General features: G+C 61.9%; 20 protein-coding genes. 7 read left to right on the plus strand and 13 right to left on the minus strand.

What is annotated here, in order from left to right; genetic code table 11:
* Positions 1-87 precede the first annotated feature (87 nt).
* The 10 genes from NHF53_RS13015 to NHF53_RS13060 form a co-directional block, all read right to left on the minus strand.
* On the minus strand, positions 88-1,179 hold the full coding sequence (locus NHF53_RS13015; RefSeq protein WP_252834529.1) for a nucleotidyltransferase family protein: 1,092 nt from the start codon (positions 1,177-1,179) through the stop codon (positions 88-90).
* Positions 1,180-1,386: 207 nt separating this feature from the next.
* Positions 1,387-2,610: a capsular polysaccharide biosynthesis protein gene (locus NHF53_RS13020; RefSeq protein ID WP_252834530.1), complete on the minus strand. Its 1,224-nt coding sequence runs from the start codon at positions 2,608-2,610 to the stop codon at positions 1,387-1,389.
* An 89-nt stretch (positions 2,611-2,699) separates the two neighbouring features.
* Entirely contained in the window at positions 2,700-4,040 is a 1,341-nt protein-coding gene (locus NHF53_RS13025; RefSeq protein WP_252834531.1) for an RkpR, polysaccharide export protein, read from the minus strand.
* The gene (locus tag NHF53_RS13030) at positions 4,037-4,696 is read right to left on the minus strand and encodes an ABC transporter ATP-binding protein (protein WP_252834532.1); all 660 of its coding nucleotides are present in this window, start codon (positions 4,694-4,696) and stop codon (positions 4,037-4,039) included. Before NHF53_RS13030 ends, NHF53_RS13025 begins: the two co-directional genes overlap by 4 nt.
* Positions 4,693-5,463 (minus strand): ABC transporter permease, encoded by a 771-nt coding sequence (locus tag NHF53_RS13035; protein WP_252834533.1) that lies wholly within the window; start codon positions 5,461-5,463, stop codon positions 4,693-4,695. The genes NHF53_RS13030 and NHF53_RS13035 overlap by 4 nt, the downstream gene beginning before the upstream one ends.
* 293 nt (positions 5,464-5,756) lie before the next feature.
* Entirely contained in the window at positions 5,757-6,869 is a 1,113-nt protein-coding gene (locus NHF53_RS13040; RefSeq protein ID WP_252834534.1) for an ABC transporter permease, read from the minus strand.
* A gap of 1 nt (position 6,870) precedes the next feature.
* On the minus strand, positions 6,871-8,016 hold the full coding sequence (locus NHF53_RS13045; protein ID WP_252834535.1) for an ABC transporter permease: 1,146 nt from the start codon (positions 8,014-8,016) through the stop codon (positions 6,871-6,873).
* Complete coding sequence (locus tag NHF53_RS13050) at positions 8,013-9,737, minus strand: ATP-binding cassette domain-containing protein (protein ID WP_252834536.1); 1,725 nt, start codon at positions 9,735-9,737, stop codon at positions 8,013-8,015. Before NHF53_RS13050 ends, NHF53_RS13045 begins: the two co-directional genes overlap by 4 nt.
* A 4-nt stretch (positions 9,738-9,741) precedes the next feature.
* Entirely contained in the window at positions 9,742-10,758 is a 1,017-nt protein-coding gene (gene hlyD, locus NHF53_RS13055; RefSeq protein ID WP_252834537.1) for a secretion protein HlyD, read from the minus strand.
* Positions 10,755-11,456, minus strand: a complete 702-nt coding sequence (locus tag NHF53_RS13060; protein WP_114364685.1) for a CerR family C-terminal domain-containing protein — start codon at positions 11,454-11,456, stop codon at positions 10,755-10,757. Before NHF53_RS13060 ends, hlyD begins: the two co-directional genes overlap by 4 nt.
* A gap of 137 nt (positions 11,457-11,593) precedes the next feature.
* Between NHF53_RS13060 and NHF53_RS13065 the strand changes: the two genes are divergently transcribed.
* Positions 11,594-11,830, plus strand: a complete 237-nt coding sequence (locus NHF53_RS13065; RefSeq protein ID WP_114364684.1) for a type II toxin-antitoxin system CcdA family antitoxin — start codon at positions 11,594-11,596, stop codon at positions 11,828-11,830.
* A gap of 48 nt (positions 11,831-11,878) precedes the next feature.
* On the opposite strand, the gene NHF53_RS13070 is transcribed toward NHF53_RS13065, so the two are convergent.
* Positions 11,879-12,151 (minus strand): WGR domain-containing protein, encoded by a 273-nt coding sequence (locus NHF53_RS13070; protein ID WP_252834538.1) that lies wholly within the window; start codon positions 12,149-12,151, stop codon positions 11,879-11,881.
* 344 nt (positions 12,152-12,495) lie between these two features.
* Positions 12,496-13,263 carry a response regulator transcription factor gene (locus NHF53_RS13075; RefSeq protein ID WP_374591100.1) on the minus strand — a complete coding sequence of 256 codons (768 nt, stop codon included), beginning with the start codon at positions 13,261-13,263 and terminating at the stop codon, positions 12,496-12,498.
* A 688-nt stretch (positions 13,264-13,951) separates the two neighbouring features.
* Here NHF53_RS13075 and NHF53_RS13080 point away from each other — a divergent pair.
* The 6 genes from NHF53_RS13080 to NHF53_RS13105 all read left to right on the plus strand — a co-directional run bounded on the left by NHF53_RS13080 (position 13,952) and on the right by NHF53_RS13105 (position 23,029).
* Positions 13,952-14,905, plus strand: a complete 954-nt coding sequence (locus NHF53_RS13080; protein ID WP_114364681.1) for a fibrinogen-binding protein — start codon at positions 13,952-13,954, stop codon at positions 14,903-14,905.
* Between the two features lie 131 nt (positions 14,906-15,036).
* Positions 15,037-17,067 (plus strand): hypothetical protein, encoded by a 2,031-nt coding sequence (locus tag NHF53_RS13085; RefSeq protein WP_252834540.1) that lies wholly within the window; start codon positions 15,037-15,039, stop codon positions 17,065-17,067.
* Positions 17,068-17,089: 22 nt separating this feature from the next.
* Positions 17,090-19,399 (plus strand): type I secretion system permease/ATPase, encoded by a 2,310-nt coding sequence (locus NHF53_RS13090; protein WP_252834541.1) that lies wholly within the window; start codon positions 17,090-17,092, stop codon positions 19,397-19,399.
* 3 nt (positions 19,400-19,402) lie between these two features.
* Entirely contained in the window at positions 19,403-20,752 is a 1,350-nt protein-coding gene (locus NHF53_RS13095) for an HlyD family type I secretion periplasmic adaptor subunit (protein WP_252834542.1), read from the plus strand.
* Between the two features lie 22 nt (positions 20,753-20,774).
* Positions 20,775-21,266, plus strand: coding sequence for a hypothetical protein (locus tag NHF53_RS13100; RefSeq protein ID WP_252834543.1), 492 nt, complete (start codon positions 20,775-20,777; stop codon positions 21,264-21,266).
* Between the two features lie 122 nt (positions 21,267-21,388).
* Positions 21,389-23,029, plus strand: a complete 1,641-nt coding sequence (locus NHF53_RS13105) for a GNAT family N-acetyltransferase (protein WP_252834544.1) — start codon at positions 21,389-21,391, stop codon at positions 23,027-23,029.
* 21 nt (positions 23,030-23,050) lie between these two features.
* Here NHF53_RS13105 and hutU read toward each other — a convergent pair whose 3' ends face one another.
* Positions 23,051-24,724 carry a urocanate hydratase gene (hutU, locus tag NHF53_RS13110; protein WP_252834545.1) on the minus strand — a complete coding sequence of 558 codons (1,674 nt, stop codon included), beginning with the start codon at positions 24,722-24,724 and terminating at the stop codon, positions 23,051-23,053.
* Positions 24,725-24,726 lie beyond the last annotated feature (2 nt).

The raw sequence follows: 24,726 nt of genomic DNA on the forward strand, positions 1-24,726 counted from the left end.
TATCCGTGCGTATTGCTAGATATGCGAAGTCATGCCTTCTTGTGTCTTTTTTGCCTCTTCGCCGACGCAACTGTCCTCTGTGCTGCATCAAAACACGGCAAGTCTTGCAATTTCGCTGCGAGCGCGTTCGAGATCCGATACCTGACCGATGTCACACCAGTATTCGCGCAGTGGGAAAACTGCAGCGGCGCTCGGGTCCTTCTTCATAAGGCCATCGAACAGCGATGGCATATCGAAGTACCCGTTCTCGGGCAGCAAGCTCAATATCGAGGCATTCAGGACATAAATGCCACTGTTAACGTAGTGGCGGTGCATAGGCTTCTCCTCGATTCCGACGAAACGGCCTCCGTTTTGTTCGACGACACCGTAGGGTACCTGGACGGTATATTCCCGCAGGCACATCGTCGCCTCGGCGCCTGTCTCGAGGTGGTAGTCTGCAATTGCTGCAAAATTGGCCGCCGTCAGGAGATCCCCGTTCATCACGAAGAATGGCCCCTCCAGTTCATGCGGCAGTAGACGCAGACTTCCGGCCGTGCCCAGTCGTTCCGTTTCCTCAAGATAGTGAATCTCCGCCCCGAAAGCTTCCCCCGTGGCAAAATAGTCCTTGATGACGTGCGAGAGATAATTGACGGAGACATAAAAGCGCTTGAAGCCTTGGCTGACGAAGCGCCGGATGATGTGCTCCAATATAGGCCGGCCACCGACGTCGATCATTGGTTTTGGAATAGTGTCGGTGAACGGGCGCAGCCGGGTTCCAAGACCGCCCGCCATCAGGACGACCGGAAAATCACGGGCGAAGTGTTCATCGAGGAGATCTTCGGTACGGTAAAGGCCGACGACACGGCCTTGGGCATCGATCGCCGGCAGACGTGTAATCCGCTGCTGCCCGAGCAGTGTTTTCGCAAGTTCGTCATATGGCGCAGGATACCTGCACACGACGGGGGTTCTGTTCAGAATCTCGTCAAGGGGAGCGGAGAGTTCGATTCCGCGCAATATGGCTCTGCGAATATCGCCATCGGTAACGACACCGAGAAGCCTTCTATCTGCATCAACGGCCAGCGCAATTTGCTGTGTTCCGGCATCGATAGCGCGAATTGCGTCCAGGATGGTTGCATCGACGCTGACGAAGAACGGTTCGACCGAGTGTACAACGGGTGCGAGGTGCTGTGTGTCGTACATGGATGTCCTCTGGTGAACTTGCTTCAACGAACCCAAACGGAAGACTCGTGCTGCATGGCTCTTTCTCTTCTCTCGCTGCGAGAGATTACTCGATCACTGTGACGGCGGCTCCCGATGGAGAAGAGTTCGTCATTGTTCACAACCGCGGGTCGTCCTTGTTCGGCAATGAACCTCCGGATTGGTTTAATAGTCCGTTTTCGTCGTGCGTCAAGGCACGTTCCCGCGTCTGTGGCCATGCGGCTCCGCCACTCCTTCATAGGCTATGGCACCGCCCGACCTCAGTTCGGAGGATCTCAACCGGTGCAGCAACTCCAGCGCCTCTTCAAGCTCCACTTTTCTGCCACTCCTGATGTCGAAGTAGCGAGGATAAAGAATATATGCGGCGGCGAAGATCTCCAGCGGGGAGCGAAGCGCAGTTCTGCGGGGAACTGGTTGACGATCATCAGTTGCCCCCCACCCGGCGTAGAAGGGTGCGCCGAGACAGGTGACCTTGATACCGCGGACGAGAGCCTCAAAGCCCGCGAGCGACGTCATTGTATAGACATGGTCGATAGTCGCGAACGCGTCAGCAAGCGCGATGTCTTGTTCAAGTATCTGACAGATATCGCTAACGTCATTGGGATCAGACTGCGGTGGTTCTGTGCGTGTTCGATGAAGAACCTCCGGATGAGGCTTATAGATTATATGCGCGCCGGGGTTTTCACGAACGGCGATACGGACCAGTTCGTTGTTGTCGATGGTGTGTGTTAGGCCCTTGACGAGAGACATGTCGCCTTCAACCTGCCCCAGGACGAGTATTCTCTTGCCCTTCTTCGGCCCGTATATATCAAGAACGTCCCTTTCGGGCGATGCATTGTACTTGCTGAATCCCTGTTCAATAAACTGCTTCAGGCAACGTTCGGCCCGTTCCATCAATGCGTGATCAGCTTCAAAATTATAGGATTGGATAATGCTCTCGAGATCCGATGGGCGAGACGGGTCGAAATAGATTCCTGTCTCGTCAAAGCAAATAGAGAGCGGCGCCACACCTTGGCGTCCAAGATAAACAGAACGAACAAACCCGTCTTCTAGCCGAATAAGTCGAATTCCGAACTTCGAGCAAAAAGTATCGATGAATGGCGGATGCTTGAAACCCCATACATAAACGTCAGCCTTTCGGTATACGCACAGTATGCAAGCCAACAAGAGAGATGCGATGGTGCTTTTGTTGCCAATCCGATAGATTCGTCTATTCGGCAGCCAAGGCTTCAAATTCCGTCGCCAAGGGCGAAGCCCTACGACGAATGCCGTCGGCATAGCCCTGTCACCGCTGTTGTTAGCTTCGGTGGAGGGAAACGGAGTTGTGTGGGGAGAGGTGCGCTTCTCAGTTTCGATGATTTTGTTACTTGAAAGCCATTTCAGGCGATCTCGCAAGCTCCAGTCCGACGTCACGGAAAGTTCTTTATCGGGCTGAACGCCGTGCGTGTTGCTCCGACCTCCCGGAGCATTCCTGCCGCGACACATATCCTTGGTTCCGCGACTCAGTTTCGATCCCGAATATTATAGTACCCCATAACGATGACGCTCCATACGAGCAGTGCGCCGAGGAGTACGAGAAGAGAGTTGGTCAAGCGGCTGGGGTACTGGGCCCATTCAGAGAGGGTGGGCTGGATGAATACTGCGAGGTATCGCTGCTTTGCGCTAGCCTCCAGTCTCGCCTTCTCAAGGCCCGCAAGGGCAGCGGTGTACGCTCGTTCTGCAAACTCACGGTCCGTCTCCAGCGTCTCGTACTGTTCTATGCGCCCAGCTACATCCGACACCGATCCGGTTCCGTTGCGGGCCTGCTTGGTTGACGTGCCGCTGCCAAACCTCGCCTTCTCCTGTTCGATCTGCTGCTCTAGGCTCGCGATCTGCGAGCGCATCAATCGTATGCGAGGCGTATCACCGTCCATCTGCGATAGCGCGGTGGAAAGTTCAGTTTTCAATACAACCAGTTGCTTCTCCAGCGCAGCAACCAATTCCATCGCGAGCTTTGCGCCTTCGACAGGATTGGCTTCCTGCGATATATCTCGGTACATCCGAACGGCCTCTCGCGCCTTCGCCAAGCGTCCCTCTGCCGTGCGAACTTCATCTTGTGCAACACTCAAGACTTCGTCCCGCGCCGAAAGCGAAAGGTCATTTATCAACTTCTCGCTCTGAGAGATGACAAACGCGGAGATGTTCTGGGAATCTTCAGGCGTGAACGATCTGACTTCCAAATTTATGATGCCGGAAGTAAGGTCGAAATTCACGGACACCATGTCCCTCCAGTATCGAACTTTGTCTTCGATGGGTAGACCTGCGTGCAACCCATAGTAGTAGTCCAGGCCGCGGGGTGCGAAGATCGTCTCCAGACCGAATGTCTCGTCCACCATCTGTGCCATCCGCTCGCTCGATATGAAATCGAGGAGAACGTAGGAGTCCGAAACCGTGCTGCCACTCGACGTTTGCGCAAACATGCCAAGGATGTCGGCGGGCTGCGCAGAATTCATGCTCCGAACTGAGAAGGACGATGAGCTGTGGTATTGGTCGGCGGCAATGAACGCCATGTAAAGAAAAGCCAACATCGCGGGCACAGCGACGATCGCTACGAAGCTGCCGCCGATGATAAGGTGGCGGAGACGCAGTTTGCCGAGCTTGCCAGAGACCAACTTTCTTTTTGTTGCTCCCGGTGCAATCTCGTCGATACGGACAAGAGGGTCTGCTTTGGAGTAGACCTTCAGGAAACGCTCCGGCAGAGAGGGTTTCTTGGATTTCGGCGAAGCCCTTTCGGGACTTACTACGCGAAGATTGGCGTTCACGTCTCCGGTTTTCTTGTTTGGAGCCAGCTCGGTCACGTTCATCGCCTTTTCAAATTTTCTTCGTGGACGACTATCGCATCCTCGATGTCGTTATAATAGGTGAGTTTTCCGTTCTCGAGAACTATTCCTGACTGGCAATAGTCCCGGAGCGTTTCTGGGCTGTGCGAAACCATGATGACGTCTGAGTCGGCCAAGCGATCTGTGAATACCTGATGGGATTTCCGCTTGAAGTTAGTATCGCCAACCGCGGTTATTTCATCAACCAGATAATAGTCGAACTTCACACCCATACTGACTCCGAACGCAAGCCGCGCCTTCATGCCCGACGAGTAGGTCCGTACTGGCGCGTTGTAGAATGCGCCGAGTTCCGCGAAATCTGCAACATAGTCAACTAGTTCGTCTGTGTCGACGCCGTAGATCCTGGCGACGAAACGGACGTTTTGCTCACCGGTGAGGTTGCCCTGGAAACTGCCCTGAAAGCCGAGTGGCCAAGATACCTTGCCGCGGCGTATCACCCTGCCCTTGTCGAGGTCTAGAGTCCCGGCGATGATCTGCAAGAGTGTCGACTTACCGGCCCCGTTTCGTCCCAACAGACCGACGCTCTTTCCGCGTGGTATCATAAATGAAACGTTATCGATAATTGTCTTCGATACGCCTTTCATTCTCACGTGCTTAGTCGCTCTCTCCAGCTTGATCATCGACCTCTCAACACGCTTCGCGAACTGGTGAAGACAAACATTCCGGCAAAAAGGACAGTAAACGTCACTCCGTAAAGATATGCGGGATTATACGCGAGGGCGCGATACTCTGGATAAAACCCCTTACGAAACAACATGAGAACATGTGCAAGCGGATTCAGGAGAATAACTTCCTTGGCAGGATGCGGCAACGAGTCTGGCAGATAGAACACGCCTGACACCATAAACAGTGGTCGCATAATGATCTCGTAAAGCTTCTCGTAAAGAGGATACTTCGCGAACAACACGTTGTTCGCAAGACTGCTCCCTAACGCGAGCAAGCTGGCGGCGAGGGCCGCCTCGATAATGAATGGCCAACGGATGGTCAGAGATGACCGCAACCCCAGTGCCAGCACGGAGAACACGCAGATGCCAACTACGGCTGTTGTTCCAAGTTGGAGAATGTAGCGTGCGACCACAGTGTCGATTGGGGCGACGTTTGGATAGGTGAGGAGCGCTCGGTTAGCATTGACGGCCCCATTCAAGTAAGTCGCCATCGCTTGATAGAACTGAAAGGCAATATAGCCCGTCGCGAAGAACAAAGGGAAGCTCGTGCCCAGTGCTGGCATATGGGCGATGGTCATGAAAATCAATGACAGGAACGCGATATGCGAGGCAGGGTCCAAAAACGCCCAGATATACCCGCCGGGCTTGGTCCCAAACCGCGTCGACATCTCGCGGATCACGAGCGCGGCGACAACACGAATGTGGGTTACGAAATAGTACACGTGTCCTCGTCCAGCTGCTGGAGATCGACTCCGAGAGTCCTTTTAGCAGCTTTCGTGTCAAAAATATGCACCCAACCGTATCCGTCGCCGTAATGCCGTCCGTGGATGACTTTCAATCTTGCCGGAGACGGCAAGGTCCTGCAGACGGGAAACGACAGCTCATGCCTATTTTGTCTCTCTTCCGATCCCTGTCTGAAGTCAAGACCTAGCTCCCCTTTTTGTGGCGATCGCACGAGGTGCGCATTCCATGAGAGCAACCCTGCCTCACCCGTCACAAGTCCGGGACAGTCGCTCTACTCCAGCCGTCTCCGGAAGAGCCAGGCGGCGGCGGTGAGTGTCACGCAGGCGATGGCGAGGAGGGGGAGGGTGTTGCGCACGACCTCGCCGAAGGGAATGTCCTTCAGGAAGACGCCGCGGACCACCACTAGGAAATAGCGCACGGGATTGATCGCCGTTACCGGCTGCAGCCAGCCCGGCATGTTCTCGATCGGGGTCGCGAAGCCGGAAAGCAGGATCGCAGGCACGATGAACAGGAGGGCGCCGAGAATCGCCTGCTGCTGCGTCATCGAGATCGCCGAGATGAAGAGCCCGATGCCGACCACCGAAAGGAGGTAGAAGAAGGCCGTGCCGTAGAGATAGAGAAGCGAGCCTTCGAGCGGCACATGGAAGAAGAACACCGCAGCGAGCACGTAGACGGTCGTGTGAAAGGCGCCGATCAGCATCGGCGGGATGACCTTGCCGATCAGGATCTCGTGGGTTCTGAGCGGCGAGACCATCAACTGGTCGAAGGTGCCGAGCTCGCGCTCGCGGGCAATCGACAGCGCCGTCACGACGATTCCCATCAGCATGGCGATCACCGCGATGAGATTGGGTACCATGAACCATTGATAGGTGAGGTTCGGATTGAACCAGTTGCGCGGCGCCACCTCCACCGCACGCGTCTTCGGCCGGCCCCCGGCCGGGATGTCCGCCGAGAGTCCGGCGACGATCTCTCCGAGATAACCGGCGACGATCTGCGCGGCGTTCGAGCGGCGCCCGTCGAGGATGACCTGCAGGTCGGCGGGCCTGCCGCCGTCGATGTCGCGGGAGAACGTCGGGCCGATCACCACTGCCGCGATCGCCTGCTGCCGGTCGATGCCTTCCCTGATCTCCGCCGGCGTCTCGACGCGGATGATCTCTCGGAAGGACGGGGCGCCGTCAATGCGCTGGACGAGCTCGTATCCCCATCGTCCCGCGTCCCGGTTCAGCATCAGGACATCGACGTTGCGGACCTCGAGCGTTGCCGCATAGGAAAAGACGAAGAGCTGGATGATCGGCGGGCCGATCACGATCGCCCGGCCCTTGGGGTCGCGAAGCACCGCAAGCAGTTCCTTGACGATCAGGGCCTTCAGTCGGAGCCACCACATGTCAGGCGATCCTCTTGCGGGTGCTGCGGGCGGCGAGCACGAGCAGGACGGCCCCGATGAACAGCATGATCGCCATCGAACGCAGGAACATCGGCCAGATGTCGCCGGCGAGAAAGACGCTCTCCAGACTGGGGATCAGGTAGCGGGCGGGCACGATCGCCGTGATGAGCCGGATCGGCGCCGGCATGGAATCGATCTCGAACAGGAAGCCCGACAACAGAAAGGCCGGCAGGAAGGCGGAAAGCAGGGCGAGCTGGGAGGCTAGGAACTGGTTCTTGGTGGCGGCGGAAATGAGGAGCCCCTGGCCGAGCGCGGGAACGAGGAAGCTCGCCGACAGCGCATAGAGCGCCACGAGCGAGCCGCGGAAGGGCACGCCGAAGAGAAGGACCGCGACCGCGACGCAGAGGCTCATCGCGATGAGGCCGAGGAGGAAATAGGGGACGACCTTGCCGGCGAGCAGTTCCAGCGCGCCGACCGGCGTCGCCATCACCGCTTCCATGGTTCCGCGCTCCCATTCGCGGGCGACGACGAGCGAGGTCAGGAGCGTGCCGACCAGCGTCATGACGATGGCGACCGAGCCGGGCACGAGGAAGTAGCGACTGCTGAGCTCCGGATTGAACCAGAAACGCTGCTCGACGGTGATCTTCGGGGGTGCGAGCGCCGTCTCGGCCGAGCGGATCGCCGCCCAGGTGGCGACCACGCCTTTCGCATAGTTCTGCACGAAACTCGCGGTATTCGGATCGGTGCCGTCGACGATCACCTGTATCCGGGGGTTGTCGCCGCTGGCGGCGTCGAGCGTGAAGGTCGAGGGGATCACCAGAATCCCCCGCACCCTGCCGAGCACCAGGTCCTCCTCGAAGGCGCGGCGGTCGCGGTCGATCACCGCATCGAAATAGCGCGAAGCCCTGAAGCTCGCGGCGAGGTCGTCGGCAAGCGGCGTCGAGGCTTCGACAACCACGCCGATACGGGCGCGGGTCGCATCGAGCGACACGCCGTATCCGAAGATGAAGAGCAGGACGAGCGGCAGCACGAAGGCGATCAGGATGCTGCTCGGGTCGCGGACGATCTGGTAGGTCTCCTTGCGCATCAGTGCGAGGAAGCGGCGGTGCCGGCCGGAGGCGGCGGACGGGGCAGGGTGATCCGTCATGCCGCGTCCTCCAGGTCGGAATTGCGCACCAGCGTGACGAAGGCATCCTCCATCGTCGGGTCGGGATTGTCGGCGCCCGCCACGCGCGCCTTGAGCTCGTCGGGTGAGCCGAGTGCGATCGAGCGACCGCGATAGATGAGCGAGATCCGGTCGCAATATTCGGCCTCCTCCATGAAATGGGTGGTCACCAGAACGGTGACGCCCTTCTCGACGAGGCCGTTGATATGGGTCCAGAATTCGCGCCGGGTGATCGGGTCGACGCCGGAGGTCGGCTCGTCGAGGAAGAGCGCTTCCGGCTCGTGCAGCGCGGCGCAGGCGAGCGCCAGCCGCTGCTTGAGGCCGAGCGGCAGGTCCTTCGCCGACATCTTCAGGTGGCTGCCGAAATCGAAGATCTCCGTCATCAGCGCGATGCGCTTGCGCCGCCTCTGGCCGCCGAGGCCGTAGACGCCGGCGAAGAAATCGAGGTTCTGCGCAACGCTCAGGTCGCCGTAGAGGGAGAATTTCTGGGCCATGTAGCCGAGGCGGTTGCGGGCTTCGGCCGTGTCGCGGCGGAGGTCGAAGCCGGCGACACGGCCGTCCCCGCTCGTCGGCCTGAGGAGGCCGCAGAGCATCTTGAAGGTGGTCGACTTGCCGGCGCCGTTCGGCCCGAGGAGACCGAAGATCTGGCCGCGGGGAATGCTGAAGCTGATGTTGTCGGCGGCGGTGAAATCGCCGAAGCGCTTGGTGAGGCCGCGCGCCTCGATGATCGGGTGGCCGTCGGCGGCTGGAAGTGCTGTCGTCGCCTCGGCGAGCTTCGAGCGCCCGTCGGGTCCACCGCCGAGAAGGTCGACGAAGGCGTCCTCGAAACGCGGCTCGGCCGGGTTGAGGCGGGCGCCGGCCCCGGCGATCTCGTCCACCGCGGGCGGCACGTCACTCGCAAGCACCAGACGGATCGCCTCGCCCTGGATGACACCGTCCACCGTGCCGGGCCGTTGCAGGACGCGAGTCAGCACCTGGCGGCGGCGCCCGTTGACGTCGAGAAGCCTGTAGACCCGTCCGGCGACGCGGCCGGTGAGTTCGGAAGGAGGCCCGCTGAAGAGCAGCTTGCCACCGTTCAAGAGGAGGACGCGGTCGCAGGCTTCCGCCTCATCGAGATAGGCCGTCGACCAGACGACGCCAATCCCCTCCATCGTCAGGTCCTCGACCATCGTCCAGAGTTCGCGGCGCGAGATCGGATCGACGCCGACCCCCGGCTCGTCGAGCAGCAGCAGGCGCGGTTTCTTCAGCAGCGCGCAGGCGAGCCCGAGCTTCTGCTTCATGCCGCCCGAAAGCTTGCCGGCGAGCCGCCCGGTGAAGCGCTTGAGGTCGGTGAAGGTGAGCAGCTCGTCGAAGGCGGACGGCCGCTCGTCTCGCTGCAGGCCGCGGAGATCGGCATAGAGGTCGAGGTTCTCCTGAACGGAAAGATCCTCGTAGAGCCCGAAACGCTGCGGCATGTAGCCGATCAGGTCTTGGATACGCTGCGGCGAGCGGGCGGTATCGACGCCGAGCACCTCGACGCGGCCGGTATCCGGCAGCATCAGGCCGGTCATCAGCCGGATCAGTGTGGTCTTGCCGGCGCCGTCCGGGCCGACGAGTCCGGTGATTTCGCCGCCGCCGATCTCGCCGCTCACGCCGTCAAGGGCGGGCGGCCCCTTGCCGAATCCTCGGGTGACGTTCTCGAAGCGGGCGAGCGTCTCACCCATCGTCTCACTCCGCCCGCTCGGCCGCGGGGATGCGGACGGTGACCGGCATGCCCTGGCGCAGACCGGTGTCGGCGTCGTCGATGATCACCCGGAGCCGGTAGACGAGGTCGGTCCTGAGTTCCGGCGTCTCGACCGATTTCGGCGTGAATTCGGCCACCGGCGAGATGAAGCCGATGCGGCCGGCATAAGGTCTTTCCGGTGCGCTGTCGGAATGGACCTCGACCTGCATTCCCGGACGGATCAGCCCGAGCATCGGTTCGGCGATGTAGGTCCGGACCCAGACCGGCTCGGCGAGTGAAAGCACGTAGACGGTGTCGCTCGGCGAGATGATCGATCCCGGCTCCCGGACACGGGAGAGCATGATCGCATCCGCCGGAGCCTCGAGCTCGGTATCGGCAAGCGCGGTGCGGGCGCCGGCAAGGCTCGCCTCGGCGGCTTCAAGGTTTGCTCGGGCGACGGCGATGTCCTCAGCACGCGACCCCTCTTCGAGGAGACGCAGCGATTCCCGCGCGGAGGCGAGACGCGCCGTCGCTGCGGCACGGTTTGCCGCCGCCTGATCGAGGTCGGCCTGCGAAATCGCGTCCGACGGCCGCAATTGGCGGGCGCGATCGAAGGCCTGCTGAGCGAGCTGCAGTTCGGCGGTTCGTTCCTCGTGCACCGCACGGGCCTGATCGATCTCGGCGGGCCGCGGGCCGGCGACCAGCTTGTCGAGCGTGGCCTTCAGCCCCGCCACCTGTGCCTCGGCAGCGCGCACGGAATCCTCGTAGGGGCCGGCGTCGAGGCTCGCGAGCGTCTGGCCGCGATGGACGGCGTCGCCTTCCTCCACCTTCATCGCGGCAATGCGGCCACTGACGCGGAAGCCGAGTTGCACCTGGCGGATGTCGACATTGCCGTAAAGCGTCAGCTCGCCGGCCTCTGTGCCCGACCAGTCGAGCCCCGCTGGCAGGTCCGTCCAGAAGGTGGCGGCGAGACCTGCGGCGATGACGAGTGCCAAGGCGGGGATGACGAGGGACTTATTCATGGCCTTGCCCTTTCCCGAACGATGCTGGCGGCCAATTCCCGGGCCAGAGCCTGGACGGCTTCAGTCTCGCGTGTTCCGAAATCCTTCCAACCGAGGTGAGCCTGCACCGCTCCCTGTCCGACACGGAAGATGATCAGCCCGCCGACGAGCGACAGGGCTCTGAGCCGCACGTGTTCGGATGCCGCGTCCTCACCGAGCAGGCGCGCGACCAGCTTGCCGACCACCTGGAGGATGGGCCTCATCGCGTTCGTATAGACCCGCTCGAAGGCCTCCGTCGGAGCCATCTGCTCACGCACCATGAAGCGCACCCACACCTCCGATTCGCGGCTGGTGAAGAGCCTCGCCATCGCGGCGAGGATGTCGGCGAGCATGGCCCGCGTCTCTTCTTCCGAGGGAAGAGCGCCGGAACCGTCGGCCGCCGCGAGGCGGACCTCGAGGCTCTCGCGGACTGTTCCGACATGGATCGCGACGGATTGCGCGATGTGGTCTGCGGCGGCGAGATAGAGGCCTTCCTTGCCGCCGAAATGGTAGCCGATCGCCTGCAGGTTGACGCCGGCAGCGTCTGCGAGCGCACGCGTGGTCGTCGCATCGAAGCCGTAACGGCCGAAGACGTCGATCGCCGCCGCCAGCAGCCGGTCGCGCGTCGCGTCCCCGCGCTCGGGACGTTTGTCTCGGGGGGAGGGCTTTGTCTTCTTCATGAAACAAAATTAAATCAAACGAATGAATTAGTCAATGTCGCGACGAGAAGAAGACGACAGGCCTTCAAACCCTGACGAGTCGTGCTTGCTCGAGAGGGAGTGCGCATGCATCGTGGATGCCGAGACGAGGTGAGTGAATGCCGAAGAGATCCGCACCCCAGAGGCCGCCCAGTTCCTTGCTGAACCAAGCCCCGCCCAATGAGGCGAGATCACGTCACGTGACCCTCTCCGAGACTGCGGAGGCCGCGCCGCCGCGGGCGGTCGCGACGGCGACGGCCGAACGGTGGCGGCGTGAAAACGCTGACGCGCTTGCCAGCTCGAACGCATGGGCCAGTCAAAACGGCCTGCCTCTGGATCGATATCGACGGTTCTGAGGGGCCAATTGAATCCGAAGCCCGCGCTGGTCTTGTCGGTCTTCCCTCCTAAACCGCTAACCCACACCCCACCTGATGCGGGTCGACGTAGCCACGGCGGCGTTTGACGCGCTCGAGGCGCCGATAGGCGCGGTGGGCGTCGTCCGGCCGGTCATAGGTCTCGACCTTGACCTGGCCGCTCGTGCCGATCCGGCCCCAGTTGCGGATGAGGGAGACGCCGCCGAAGAGGGTCGGCTGGATCGCGAGCAGGTAGAAGCGGGCCATGTTGCGTTCAGGATCGATACGGCGCAATTCGGTGGAGTGGGTGTCACAATGGGTCATGGCGGGACTGTCGCGAAATCGATTCGCGACGTCCAACGACTTTGTTGAATCGGTCCGGGTCGACCGATTCATTTTAGTTATGAATGGCTTGACGGCGGAGGTGAGAGGTGTGCCGCCGTTCGGTCGGGTGAGCGACGGCAGGCTCGACGACGGCATCCCGTCACACGATCGGGGGAGGGGAGCTGCATCCCTCCCGCCCCTTCGTGCGAGGCGGGGCGCGCAAACACGCTCTCTGAAGAACCGTCAGCAGTCGGCCGGACGAGCGAGATCAAACGCCGGGCGGGCGCCCCTGAGCTGCGAGAACTGTGTATCCTGCATGTCGGAGAAGAACGCTACGTGGCCCGTTAGTTGTAGTCCTTGCCGGCGGGGTCTGCGCGTTCGTCGGAAAAGAAGCGGGAGGCGGCTTCGGTGCGGTTCTTGACCTTCATCTTCTTGTAGATGCTGCGGATATGCGCCTTCACCGTGTTTTCGGAGAGGTGAAGCAGGTCGGCGATCGTCTTGTTCTGCGTCCCCTGGCAGATGAGATTGAGGATCTGCACCTCGCGCGTCGTCAGCACGGAAATCCGGTGATCATGAACGGTCACCTGCCCAATGCTCTCGATGAGGCTGCCTGTCCGGGCCGTCCCGACAAGAGGTGGTCCGACGTCGTGGAGCCGTTGCAGGAGGGCCGCCGGGAAATGTTCGCCGCCCTTCGCCAGCAGGTCGATGGCCGCGAGGAAGACGTCGAGCCGGAGGCTGAGCGGCAGGATGCCGTCGATCGCACCGGTTGCGACGAGGTGCTTCAGGTATTCGTCATGGACATTGCCGCCGTCGAGCACAATCGCGATCGAAACCTCGGGCGCTTCCTTGCAGGCGTCCTCGACGATCTCGTGAATATCTGTCTCGGCGAGGTCGTAGAGGAGAAGCAGCCTGACAGTCTCCCATTCCTTGCGCGTGATCTCGCCGGCGCTGCGATAGACGGTGATCTCCGTCTCGGGAAAATGTTTCGACAGAACCTCGGCGAGGCATTCCGACAGGAGATCCTGCTTGGCCACCATGACGAACAGATTGGGCGGGGAGCTGCGCTGTGTTCGGCGTGCAGCATCGTGTAGGGCAGATTCGGTCATTAACATACAAGGCTCCCGTCCGTTTTCGACGCAATACAGTGATATTCCCGGGAGAGCCCGCGATTGCCCCAGGTCCTCATCTGACGGATGATATTGTGCCAAATATGTTAGCTCTTTGTGGCGCGAAAGAAAATAACCAGTTCGGGTTAGGGTTGCGAAAAGAAATCGCACTTTCGTGTGAAGGCAATGCATCGATATACTGTAATTATTCTACTAAACCACCAATTTTCCATAATTGACGCAATGCACTCTTGTCGGGTGATCCTTCCCTTCCTCCTGTTTTTGCGGATCTTTTGCGGTCGGTAAGAGAAGAGGGGTTGGTCGCATCGCCGCCGGACAGCGGGGACTAATCCCATTTCGCGGCTAGGAACGTTGCCGTTTTTGATGTTCAGTTCTGTTCCGCACTGAGGCTCGACGGGATCGGGAATGACGATCCACTCGGTTTCGCAGGTCTCATGCGAATTGCACGAAAGAAAGAATGACTGATCCGGAAGCGAGTATTCGCTTCCGGGAATGGAGAATATTGCCTCTTTCGAGGTTTCTATTCTCGAATGACTTGCATGACTTGTGACGGAGCAGATGAACACGTGAAGCGTACATCTGTGGATTTCAACAGCATGGAGCAGGCGAGAAAAGATCCCAGTCGAGATGAGAGGGATTTCGAGGCTGCTCCTCTTTTTTGGGAGAGTTAGAAATGTCTTACGACCCGAAGGGTTCCGATACCGAAAACAATGTTGGCGCATTGGCCGACGGCTTTGCCAACAGCGCCATCAACTCCACGGAAGTCGATGACGGCTCCACCGGCTATGTCGGCGGAGTCGCCAATGGCGACAACCGCAACAACACCGACAACTCGACCGACGTCGATGTCGATGCGAAGGTCGATATTGCGGCGAACAACGGCGACAATCGCGACAACGAGTACGACTGGAGTTACGACAGCAAGTCCTACTCCAACACCGAGACCGACACCGACATCAAGATGATCTCGGACAACGACACCAAGACGGTGACCGACACCGACATCAAGACGGACTACGACTGGAGCTATGACAGCAAGTCCTACTCCAACACCGAAACGGACACCGACATCAAGACGGTGACCGATACCGACATCAAGACCGTCACGGAAACGGCCACCGACAGCTACAACAGCACCGACACCGACTTTGCCGTCCTGGACGACGTCAAGGACAACGGCAATCTCGGCATCGCGGGCGGCGACCTGACCTTCAACCTCGGTGACGACTTCTCGTTCACCCTCAACGTCGACAACATCCTCAACGACTCGCTGAACGGCCAGGGCAACGACGCCGGCTTCAGCGCAGTACAGGCGAACCACCTGGCCGACCAGGACAGCGCCTGGAACGTTCGGATGGACAATGGCGGTGCCATGAACCAGCTCTCCTCCAACGGCGGCATCGCCGACAGTGCGGAGGGCGTGGAACTCGACGGCAAGTGCTGGGATCTCAAGGCAGGCGACGACGTTGCCGGCAACAGCACGGCGGACGCCTCGGCGATCCTCGCCAACTCGGGCTTCCACTTCGAGTTCGTCCAGGGTGCGAACCTGCTCGGCAACACGATCGACAGCAGCATCATCGGCGGCGACTCGCATGTCAGCGACGTCGGCGAAGATACCGGCGCCTGATCTCCAAATCCCCCAACCAAGAAAAGCTGCACCGGCCGCGGCCGGTGCAGTTCGGCGGTTAGACACCGAAACGAGAGGAACCGGCCGGAAAGCCGGCATCCCTTCGGGCGGAAGATCAACGGGAGGCGGCAATGCACACCGAGAGGATTTCCGACATCATCGCGCACTTCATCGGCTATTTCGATGCGGCCGTCGAGGATGCACGCATGCGCATCGCCTATACCGAAGGCAAGGTCGCGCTGGATTCGCGCGACGATGCGCCCGACCTTGCCGCACTCGACCCCGACTTCGCGTCGAAACTTCTGCTGAAGGACTACGACCCCGGCGTTCGCCATGTGCTTTCCGACGAGGACCTCGCCGGTGGCGGGCGGCATGTTCCCTTCGGCACCGATCTGCAACTCGCCATCAACAGCCTTCCGGGTGCAGACGCAGGAGACATGCCGTCGCATCATCTGCCTTGGGACGTGCCGGCACCGGATGCGCCACAGGTCCTGCCGATCTTTATCGGTCCGGGTTCGGCCATCTCGCACATCACCCAGGTCAATCTCCTGCAGGACGACGATTATTTCGACATGACGGGCACGGGAGCCCCTCCGCTCGACATGCGCTTCGTGGTCGAGCGTGTCACGGCTTATGCGAACGAGGCGGAGGCCTATACCCCGTTCTCCGGCTATGAGCGGACGGACAGCTACGAGGGCTTGCAGGCGATCGCCGACGACGCGCACACGCTGAAGGAAGATCTCGCCGAAAGCGGGACCACCTCGCTCGGTATCGGCAATGCGGTGGACTTCGTGGCCGCAGGCGATGCGATCGAGGGTACCGTCGTCAACGGCGCGGTCGTCGAAGAGGTCCCCGTTCTCGATGATTTCCTGCCGGACCGCGGTATCGCCGCGCCACCGGAAGAGCCTGTTTCGGAAGGCGACAGCGCTACGCAGACCGGCGGCCCCGAGGACAGCCTCGAAATCGGCGCCGGCGCCAACATGGTCGCCAACATCGCCGGGGTTACGACCACCGGAATCATAGCGCCGGTGAGCGCCGTCATGGGCGACTATCACCAGGTCGACATGATCACGCAGGCCTATGTCTACAGCGACAGGGATAGTGGTCCCGAAGGACCGCTCGGCAAGAGTGCGGCAGAAGATGCCGGCACGCTCGCCTTCAACATCGCGACATTCGGCCGCTCGAGCCTGGTTGATCCCGCCGCGGATACGGCGAGCGACGAGAGCTCGGGCGATCCGGTCTTTCCGACCCAGTGGCGGGTGAGCGTCGTCGAAGGCGATGTCTGCTTCGTGCAGTGGATCGAGCAATACAACTTTGTCACCGACAACGACCAGATGGTGGTGACGACGACCGGCTGCGAAACGACCATCCTGACGGGCGGCAACTCCGCGATCAATTTCGCCGGTCTTCTCGGCCTCGGCATGCAGTACGACCTGGTGATCGTCGGTGGCGATGTCCTCGACATGAACATCATCAGCCAGCTCTCCGTGCTCTACGACAACGATTGGGTGGTCGGCAGCGGCAGTGGCGGCGCGGACGTCCGGTCGGGCGACAACCTGCTCTGGAACGAGGCGACCATCCACAATGTCGGCGCCAACGACCGCTTCGAGACCATGCCGGACTACATCCCGGAGACGATCCAGGCGATCGAGGACCGTGACCCCGGGATGCCGAAAGACCTCGCCCACGACGCCAATTTCGAGGGCTATGAAGGGCTCAACGTCCTCTACATTACCGGCAATCTCTTCGACGTGACGTTCATCAAGCAGATCAACGTGGTCGGCGATGCAGACCACGTCGATGCCGTCGCGAAGGAAGTGCTTGCCGGCGCCGGCGCGGAGGACGCGACGGTGACCATCGGCACCGGGGGCAACGCGGTCGTCAACGTCGCGGAGATCGTCGATTACGACAGCTTCGGCGACACCACCTATCTCGGCGGCAATCTCTATTCCGACGCCGTCCTGATCCAGGGCGGGATCATCGAGGACGACGATACCCAGCCGCAGCCGGTCCAGAACGGGCTTGCCAACGAGGTGATCGCCTTCCTCGACGACGATGCCGGCGGAGACGGCGGCACGGCGGACGGCGTGATCAATGCGGGACACGACCTTTCCTGGTCGAACGCGACCCCCGTCGACGTGATGCAGACGGCGGTCGCGTGAGCGCAAGGGCAAGGGAGAGCACATGAACCACATATCGAAGAACACCTTGGCCGGGAGCAGGCTGATCGCGCCGGGCATTCCCCGGGACATCACCGCCGCCCATGAAGAAAATGCACTCACCGACGCCTGTATTTCGGCGATCGAGGAGGCGGTCGAAACGCTGAGAACGCTGGCAGACGGTACGGCCGTGCCGGCCCGGCAAGCGACTGCCGTCTCAGGGCGGGGTGGACCGGCGTCAGGCGTTGCCGGTCGCCCCGCCGACCCTGAAAGCGAAGGTTCTGCCCCGGCGGAGGCGAATGTCACGACGGCTCGCCTGCCGGGAGCGATGCCGCTGGGAGAAGAGGACGAGCCCGAACCGCAGGGCGACGAGCAGGTCGTCCGCGATCGGATGCCGGATCCCGGTCCGACCGAGGTCGAGGGGAAGACCATAGAGGACAAGATCGGCCAGGAGCCGGACATCCGGTTCGGCAAGACGATCGATGCCGACAATGGGCCGATCCGCGATGAAGACCGTCGCCCGACCACCGGGCGCGGCGGCGACGGCAAGGTGCCCGATGCCGGAGGGGGCGGAGGCGGCGGGGGCGGTGACGGCCACAAGGGCTTCCACAAGCGCAGCGGCCCGGTGAACTTCGCCGCGAGCCTGGCGCGCGCCATCGTCGTCATTCGTCGCAACATGGCGATCGTTATGGTCTTCACCGTCGCGATCAACGTGCTGCTGCTCGCGATCCCGCTCTATCTGTTCCAGATTTCCGACCGGGTGCTCACCAGCCGCTCGATGGACACGCTCATCATGCTCACGATCGCGGTCATCGGGGCGGTGCTCCTTCAGGCCTTTCTCGACACCATTCGCCGTTTCATCCTGATGCGGACGGCAGTCGAGCTCGAGGTGCAACTCGGCTCCCCGATCCTCAGCGCCGCCGCACGCGCCTCGCTGCACGGCACCGGCAAGGACTACCAGACGCTCCAGGATCTGCAGCAGTTGCGATCCTTCCTGACCTCGGGCACGCTGATCGCCTTTCTCGATGCACCGCTGATGCCGCTCTTCGTCGTGGTCGTCTATCTCGTCCATCCGCATCTCGGCATGATCATCTTGGCCTGCTGCGCGGTGCTCTTCATGATCGCCTACCTCAACCAGAAATTCACGGCCCGCCACTTCGCGGACGCGAACGGCTATCTCGGCCGCGCCAATTTTCACCTCGATTCGATGTCGCGCAATTCGCAGATCATCAACGCGCTCGCGATGATCCCGGAGGCGGTGAGAATGTGGGGGCAGGAAACCGCGGGCTCCTTGAAATCTCACGTCGCCGCGCAGGACCGGAACATCGTCTTCGCCGGGCTTTCCAAGGCCTGCCGCATGATGACGCAGATCGGTCTCCTCGGCTGGGGTGCGCATTTGTCGCTCTCCGGTGAACTGACCGGCGGTATGGTGATCGCCGCCTCCATCATTTCCGGGCGTGCGCTCGCGCCGATCGAAGGGGCGATCGAGGGCTGGAACCAGTTCAACAAGTCGGCCGCCGCCTATGGCCGCATCAAGCAGCTGCTCGTCAGCTCGCCGCTCAATTTCCCGCGGCTGCGGCTGCCGAACCCCGAGGGTCGCCTCGACGTCGAGCGCGTGCTTTTCGTGCCGCCGCCGCAGAAGAAGGTGATCCTGAACGGCATCTCCTTTTCTCTCAAGAAGGGCGAGGCGCTCGCCATCATCGGCAATTCCGGTTCCGGCAAGACGACGCTCGGCAAGATGCTCGTCGGCTCGATCCTGCCGACCTCGGGCAATGTGCGGCTCGACCTCATGGATCTCCGCAACTGGGACCAGCGGCAGTTCGGCGAGAGCATCGGCTACCTGCCGCAGGACGTGCAGCTCTTCCCCGGCACGATCAAGGCAAATATCAGCCGCATGCGTGACGACGTCGATGATCGCCAGATCTACGAGGCGGCGGTGCTCGCCGACGTGCACGAGCTGATCGCAACCTTTCCGCAGGGCTACGAGACGGTGGTCGCCGCCGACGGTGCACCGCTTTCCGGCGGGCAGAAGCAACGCATTGCGCTGGCTCGCGCCTTCTTCGGCAGTCCGAAATTCGTCGTTCTCGACGAACCGAATTCCAATCTCGACACCCAGGGCGAGGCCGCCCTCGCCAAGGCCCTGCTGCATGCGAAGAAGCAGGGGATCACCACCGTCACGATCACGCAGCGCCCGTCGCTCCTTCAGGCCGTCGACAAGATACTGGTGCTGAAGGATGGCACGGTCGCGATGTTCGGCGAGCGTGTCGACGTGCTGAAAGCACTGTCGAAGAACAACGGCGGCGATGCCGGACAAAAGACCATCGAGGGCAGGTGAGCCATGACACGCGATATCAAAACCAGGGATGGTTCCGGTCAGGTCGAGTGGTACAGCGAGGTGCCGCGCTCGATCCGCCTTCACACCGTGGTCGGGCTCGGCGTGCTGCTGAGCACCTTTGGCGGCTTCGGGCTCTGGGCGGCGACGGCGCCCCTTGCTTCCGCGATCATCGCGCAAGGCAGTTTCGTCGCCACCGGCAACAACAAGATCATCCAGCATCTCGAAGGCGGCATCATCAAGGATATGCGGGTCAACGAAGGCGACATCGTCAAGGAAGGGGATGTGCTGCTGACGCTCGATCCGACCGCGGCTCTCGCCAACGAACGCATGGTGAACCTGAAGCGCCTGCGGCTCGAGGCGGTGGTCGCCCGCCTGAGGGCCGAGGCGGAAGGTGCCAAGCAGTTCAAGATTCCGAAGATCGTCATGGACGAGGCGAGCGATCCCGACGTCAACACGATCATCCAGAGCCAGAACGTCATCTTCCACAGCAAGCAAGTGAAGCTCGAGGAGCAACTCAACCTCATCGAGAAGAACATCAAGTCGCTGGAGTTCCGCTTCAGCGGCTATGAGGGGCAGAGGCGGGCTTTCGAGCGGCAGCTCGCCCTGTTGGAGGAAGAGCGCGATTCCAAGGCCAGGCTCGTCAATGTCGGATACATGCGCAAGATGGACCTGCTGGCGATCGAACGGGCGATTGCCGACGCCATGGGCGACATCTCCCGCCTGCAGGGAGAGATGAACGAAAGCGAAGCGCAGATCGCGCGATTCCGGCAAGAGGCGGTCATCGCGGTCAATGCGAACAAGCAGGCCGCGCTCGACGCGCTCGAAACTGCCGCATCCGATCTCGACAGCATTCGCGAACAGATGCACGAGGTGGCGGGCGTTCTCGAACGCACCGTCATCCGGTCGCCGGTCACGGGTACGGTCGTGCGCTCCTACTACCACACCGCCGGCGGCGTCATCACCACCGGCAAGCCGATCATGGAGATCCTGCCGGCCGGGGTGCCGCTGATCATCGAGGCACAGGTGCTGCGAACCTCGATCGATCAGGTGCGTGAAGGCCAGACCGCGGCCATCCGCCTCTCGGCCCTCAACCGCCGAACGACGCCGGTGCTCGACGGCAAGGTCTTCTACGTTTCAGCGGACTCGATCGATGAAGGCTCGATCGCGGCTCCCCGCGACGTCTACATCGTGCGCGTCGCGCTCTCCGAGGCGGAGATGGCGCGTGCGCACGATTTTCATCCCGTTCCAGGCATGCCGGCCGACGTGCTGATCCAGACCTCGGAGAGGACCTTTTTCGAGTACATCACGAAGCCGATCACCGACAGCATGTCACGGGCGTTCAAGGAGCGCTGAGGCCGATGACAGGGAGGGCGCCATGGGCAGTATGACCGATGTCCTGCTGAGAGTAGGGCGGCTCAACTATGTCTGGACGAATACCGAGAGCCTGCTGATCTACATCATCGCCCACATGCTGGCGGTGGACAAGGAGACGGCCGTCGTGGTGTTCCTGACGCTCAACACCACCCGTGCCCGCATCGACCTCGTGGAGCGGCTTGCCAAGCGCGCAGCCACGCCAGCCGCCGAACGGGATATCGTCCTCGCTCTGATGGCGCGACTGAAGAGGGAAGCGAAGGTGCGCAACAAATACAACCACAGCATCTATTCCTTCGATGAGCGCGGCGACATCTCCAGCACCCAGCTGATGCGGCTCGTCGAGACCGACAGCGAGATCCGATACGGCAAGGTCGAGCAGATGGACGCACGGGAACTGCGCCAGCTCGAGCGGTCGATTGCCGAGATCGCCGAGATCAGCAAGGCGCTCTGGACCTTCATCCATGCGAGCCCACGCCTGCAGGGAGAGCTGTAAATGGCCCGTGCTCTCTGCCCCCGACGTCGTATCCCACCTCCGCCGCGCCCCGCCCGGCGTCAGTCCCTTCGAACCTTTGTTCCTCCGATCCTTGTAACGCGTCACGGGAAGGATGAAGTGCCATGCTGATCGACGTCATAGATACGCCGCAGGCCTTCGAGGCCGTTCGCCCGCAATGGGAAGAGGTTTTCGAGGCCGATCCCCATGCCCAGCATTTCCTCTCCTGGGTCTGGCTCAACCGTTATCTCGGACGTCGCCGCCGCTGGTTCATCCTGGCGCTTCGGGAAGACGTCGACGCCTCCTATGTCGCCTTCTTCCCGCTTCGCCTGCAGACGCGCCGCGACAAGGACGGGTTCTTCTATGACGAGATCATCATGGCGGGCAATTATGCCGCCGACTATACCGGTTTCATCGCCGATCCGGCCTTCGAGGACCGGGCGGTCGCAGGCTTTGCGGCCTATCTGAAGCGGCAGAACTGGACGGAGATCAAGTTCGACTATTTCGGCGGCCCGCCTTCCCGCCGGATCGCCCTGATCAAGGCGCTGCAGGGACCCGAGGTGATGTTCCGCGACAGCAAACGCTCGAACCCGCACAACATCGACAACTGCATCTGCCCGGTCATCACTCTGCCCGAGACATGGGAAACCTACCTCGAACAGCACATGAGTGCGCAGAGCCGGCAAAAGCTGCGGCGCTTCCTGCGCAAGGTGGAAGACGATCCGGCCTATCGCATTACCTGGGCGACGCCGGAGACGATCGACCGCGACCTCGACATCCTCTTCGATTTCTGGCGCATCCGCTGGCAGCCCCAGAAGGGTGCCGAGATGACGGAGCGATTGATCAGGGCCTCGCGCGAAATGCTGATGGACTGTTTCACCGACGGCAATCTCGACGTGCCGGTGCTCTGGTACGAGGATCGTCCGCTCGGCGCACTCGCAAACATCATCGACCGGCAGAAGAAGACTGTGCTCTTCTACATCACGGGTCGGGACGAAGAGTGGAAGCTGCCATCGCCGGGCCTTGTGCTCCATGGCACCTGTATCCGTCGGGCGATCGGCGAGGGCTTTCGTTTCTACGATTTCCTGCGCGGCAACGAGCCCTACAAATACATGTTCGGTGTCGAGGAACGGCCGATCAGTTGCACGCTCTTTCGCACCCGCGACGGCCGCAATCTCGGCGGCGTGCTCAACCCGCGCAGCATCCGCCATGTCTACGAAATGTCGCTCGATCATTATCACACGGGAAAGAAGGCCGATGCGGAGATCGGCTTCCGGCAGATCCTGCAATCGGCGCCGGCCCATCGCGGAGCGGAGTTCGGGCTCGCCAACCTGATGTTCGAGAAGGGCGACCTCGCGGGGGCGGAGGCGTCCTACCGCTCCCTCGTGCCACGGCTTGCCGATCCGGCGCCGGTGCTCGTGCGCCTCGGCGACGTGCTGCTCGCAACGGGGCGCAACGGCGAAGCGGCCGAAGCCTTCCACGACATCTGCCGGACGGCGCCGGGTCATCGCGAGGCGCGGTACAAATGGGGCGTCGCGCTCGTCGCCGAGAAGCGCTTCAACGATGCAGCGGCCGTGCTCGAACCCCTCGTCGCCCTGCCGTCGGCAGAAGACAGCGGTCGGCGCTATGCCGAGAAGGCCCGTGCCCTCATCCTGCGGATCACACCGGCACTGACGCCAACGGCGCCGCGGGTGTTCAAGGCGGCAACGCCGGCCTTCCTCAGTCCCGAGGTGTTTTCGCAGTCGCCGGTTCCGCTTCCCGTCTGAGCGCCGCTCGCCGCCTCTCGTTCAGTTGTCGAGGATCGCCGGCAGGCGCAGGCCCTTTTCCCGCGCGCAGTCGAGCGCGATCTCGTAACCGGCATCGGCGTGGCGCATGACCCCGGTCGCCGGATCGTTCCACAGCACACGGCCGATGCGTCGGTCGGCGTCCTCGGTCCCGTCGCAGCAGATCACCATGCCGGAATGCTGGGAAAAGCCCATGCCGACGCCGCCGCCGTGATGCAGCGAGACCCAGGTGGCGCCCGAGGCGGTGTTGAGCAGCGCATTGAGGAGCGGCCAGTCCGATACCGCGTCGGAACCGTCCTTCATCGCTTCCGTCTCGCGGTTCGGTGACGCGACGGAGCCGGAATCGAGGTGGTCGCGGCCGATGACGATCGGCGCCTTCAATTCCCCGGTTCTCACCATCTCGTTGAAGGCGAGGCCGAGCTTGTGGCGGTCGCCGAGCCCGACCCAGCAGATGCGCGCCGGCAGGCCCTGGAAGGCGATGCGCTCGCGCGCCATGTCGAGCCAGTTGTGCAGGTGGGTGTTGTCCGGCAGCAGTTCCTTGACCTTGGCATCGGTGCGGTAGATGTCCTCCGGATCGCCGGAAAGGGCCGCCCAGCGGAACGGACCGATGCCCCGGCAAAAGAGCGGGCGGATATAGGCCGGCACGAAGCCGGGGAAGGCGAAGGCGTTTTCCAGGCCTTCCTCCTGCGCCACCTGGCGGATGTTGTTGCCGTAGTCGAGCGTCGGCACGCCCATGTTCCAGAAGTCGACCATGGCCTCGACATGCACCTTCATAGAGGCCCGCGCCGCCCTCTCGACCGCCCTCGGATCGCTCTCCTGCTTGGTGCGCCATTCGGCGACCGTCCAGCCGATCGGCAGATAGCCATGCAGCGGATCATGGGCGGAGGTCTGGTCGGTGACGATGTCCGGTTTCACGCCGCGCCGCACGAGCTCGGCGAAGATCTCCGCGGCATTGCCGATGAGGCCGACCGACTTCGCCTCGCCGGCATGGGTCCATTCCTCGATCATCGCGAGCGCCTCGTCGAGCGTATAGGCCTTGGCGTCGAGGTAGCGGGTGCGCAGGCGGAAATCGACGCGGGTCTCGTCGCACTCGACGGCGAGGCAGCAGGCACCGGCCATGACGGCGGCGAGCGGCTGGGCACCGCCCATGCCGCCGAGGCCGCCGGTCAATATCCAGCGCCCCTTGAGGTTGCCACCGTAGTGCTGGCGGCCGGCTTCCGCGAAGGTCTCGTAGGTGCCCTGTACGATGCCCTGCGTGCCGATATAGATCCATGAGCCTGCGGTCATCTGGCCGTACATGGCGAGCCCCTTGCGGTCGAGCTCGTTGAAGTGATCCCAGGTGGCCCAGTGCGGCACGAGGTTCGAATTGGCAATCAGCACACGCGGCGCGTCCTTGTGGGTGCGGAACACGCCGACCGGCTTGCCGGACTGGACGAGCAGTGTCTCGTCCTCTTCGAGCGTCTTCAGTGTGGCGACGATGCGGTCGAAATCGTCCCAGGTGCGCGCCGCCCGGCCAATGCCGCCGTAGACGACGAGTTCGTGCGGCCGCTCGGCCACCTCCGGATCGAGATTGTTCATCAGCATCCGGAGCGGCGCTTCGGTCATCCAGCTCCGGGCGCTGAGTTCGGGACCGCGCGGCGCACGGACTTCGCGAATGTTGTGACGCGGATTGGTCATGG

Origin of the sequence: Ciceribacter sp. RN22, assembly GCF_024054295.1 — a bacterium.
Lineage (GTDB): Bacteria > Pseudomonadota > Alphaproteobacteria > Rhizobiales > Rhizobiaceae > Allorhizobium > Allorhizobium lividum.

Excerpts from the sequence above, each read along its gene's own strand:
- NHF53_RS13080 (WP_114364681.1), top strand. The coding sequence starts at position 13,952 with ATGTCTTACGACCCGAAGGGTTCCGATACCGAAAACAATGTTGGCGCA.
- NHF53_RS13025 (WP_252834531.1), bottom strand. The coding sequence starts at position 4,040 with ATGAACGTGACCGAGCTGGCTCCAAACAAGAAAACCGGAGACGTGAAC.
- NHF53_RS13075 (WP_374591100.1), bottom strand. The coding sequence starts at position 13,263 with ATGTTAATGACCGAATCTGCCCTACACGATGCTGCACGCCGAACACAG.
- NHF53_RS13095 (WP_252834542.1), top strand. The coding sequence starts at position 19,403 with ATGACACGCGATATCAAAACCAGGGATGGTTCCGGTCAGGTCGAGTGG.
- hlyD (WP_252834537.1), bottom strand. The coding sequence starts at position 10,758 with ATGAATAAGTCCCTCGTCATCCCCGCCTTGGCACTCGTCATCGCCGCA.
- NHF53_RS13100 (WP_252834543.1), top strand. The coding sequence starts at position 20,775 with ATGGGCAGTATGACCGATGTCCTGCTGAGAGTAGGGCGGCTCAACTAT.
- NHF53_RS13065 (WP_114364684.1), top strand. The coding sequence starts at position 11,594 with ATGCCGAAGAGATCCGCACCCCAGAGGCCGCCCAGTTCCTTGCTGAAC.
- NHF53_RS13015 (WP_252834529.1), bottom strand. The coding sequence starts at position 1,179 with ATGTACGACACACAGCACCTCGCACCCGTTGTACACTCGGTCGAACCG.
- NHF53_RS13045 (WP_252834535.1), bottom strand. The coding sequence starts at position 8,016 with ATGACGGATCACCCTGCCCCGTCCGCCGCCTCCGGCCGGCACCGCCGC.
- NHF53_RS13085 (WP_252834540.1), top strand. The coding sequence starts at position 15,037 with ATGCACACCGAGAGGATTTCCGACATCATCGCGCACTTCATCGGCTAT.
- NHF53_RS13060 (WP_114364685.1), bottom strand. The coding sequence starts at position 11,456 with ATGAAGAAGACAAAGCCCTCCCCCCGAGACAAACGTCCCGAGCGCGGG.
- NHF53_RS13050 (WP_252834536.1), bottom strand. The coding sequence starts at position 9,737 with ATGGGTGAGACGCTCGCCCGCTTCGAGAACGTCACCCGAGGATTCGGC.
- NHF53_RS13030 (WP_252834532.1), bottom strand. The coding sequence starts at position 4,696 with ATGATCAAGCTGGAGAGAGCGACTAAGCACGTGAGAATGAAAGGCGTA.
- NHF53_RS13105 (WP_252834544.1), top strand. The coding sequence starts at position 21,389 with ATGCTGATCGACGTCATAGATACGCCGCAGGCCTTCGAGGCCGTTCGC.
- NHF53_RS13040 (WP_252834534.1), bottom strand. The coding sequence starts at position 6,869 with ATGTGGTGGCTCCGACTGAAGGCCCTGATCGTCAAGGAACTGCTTGCG.
- NHF53_RS13090 (WP_252834541.1), top strand. The coding sequence starts at position 17,090 with ATGAACCACATATCGAAGAACACCTTGGCCGGGAGCAGGCTGATCGCG.
- NHF53_RS13070 (WP_252834538.1), bottom strand. The coding sequence starts at position 12,151 with ATGACCCATTGTGACACCCACTCCACCGAATTGCGCCGTATCGATCCT.
- hutU (WP_252834545.1), bottom strand. The coding sequence starts at position 24,724 with ATGACCAATCCGCGTCACAACATTCGCGAAGTCCGTGCGCCGCGCGGT.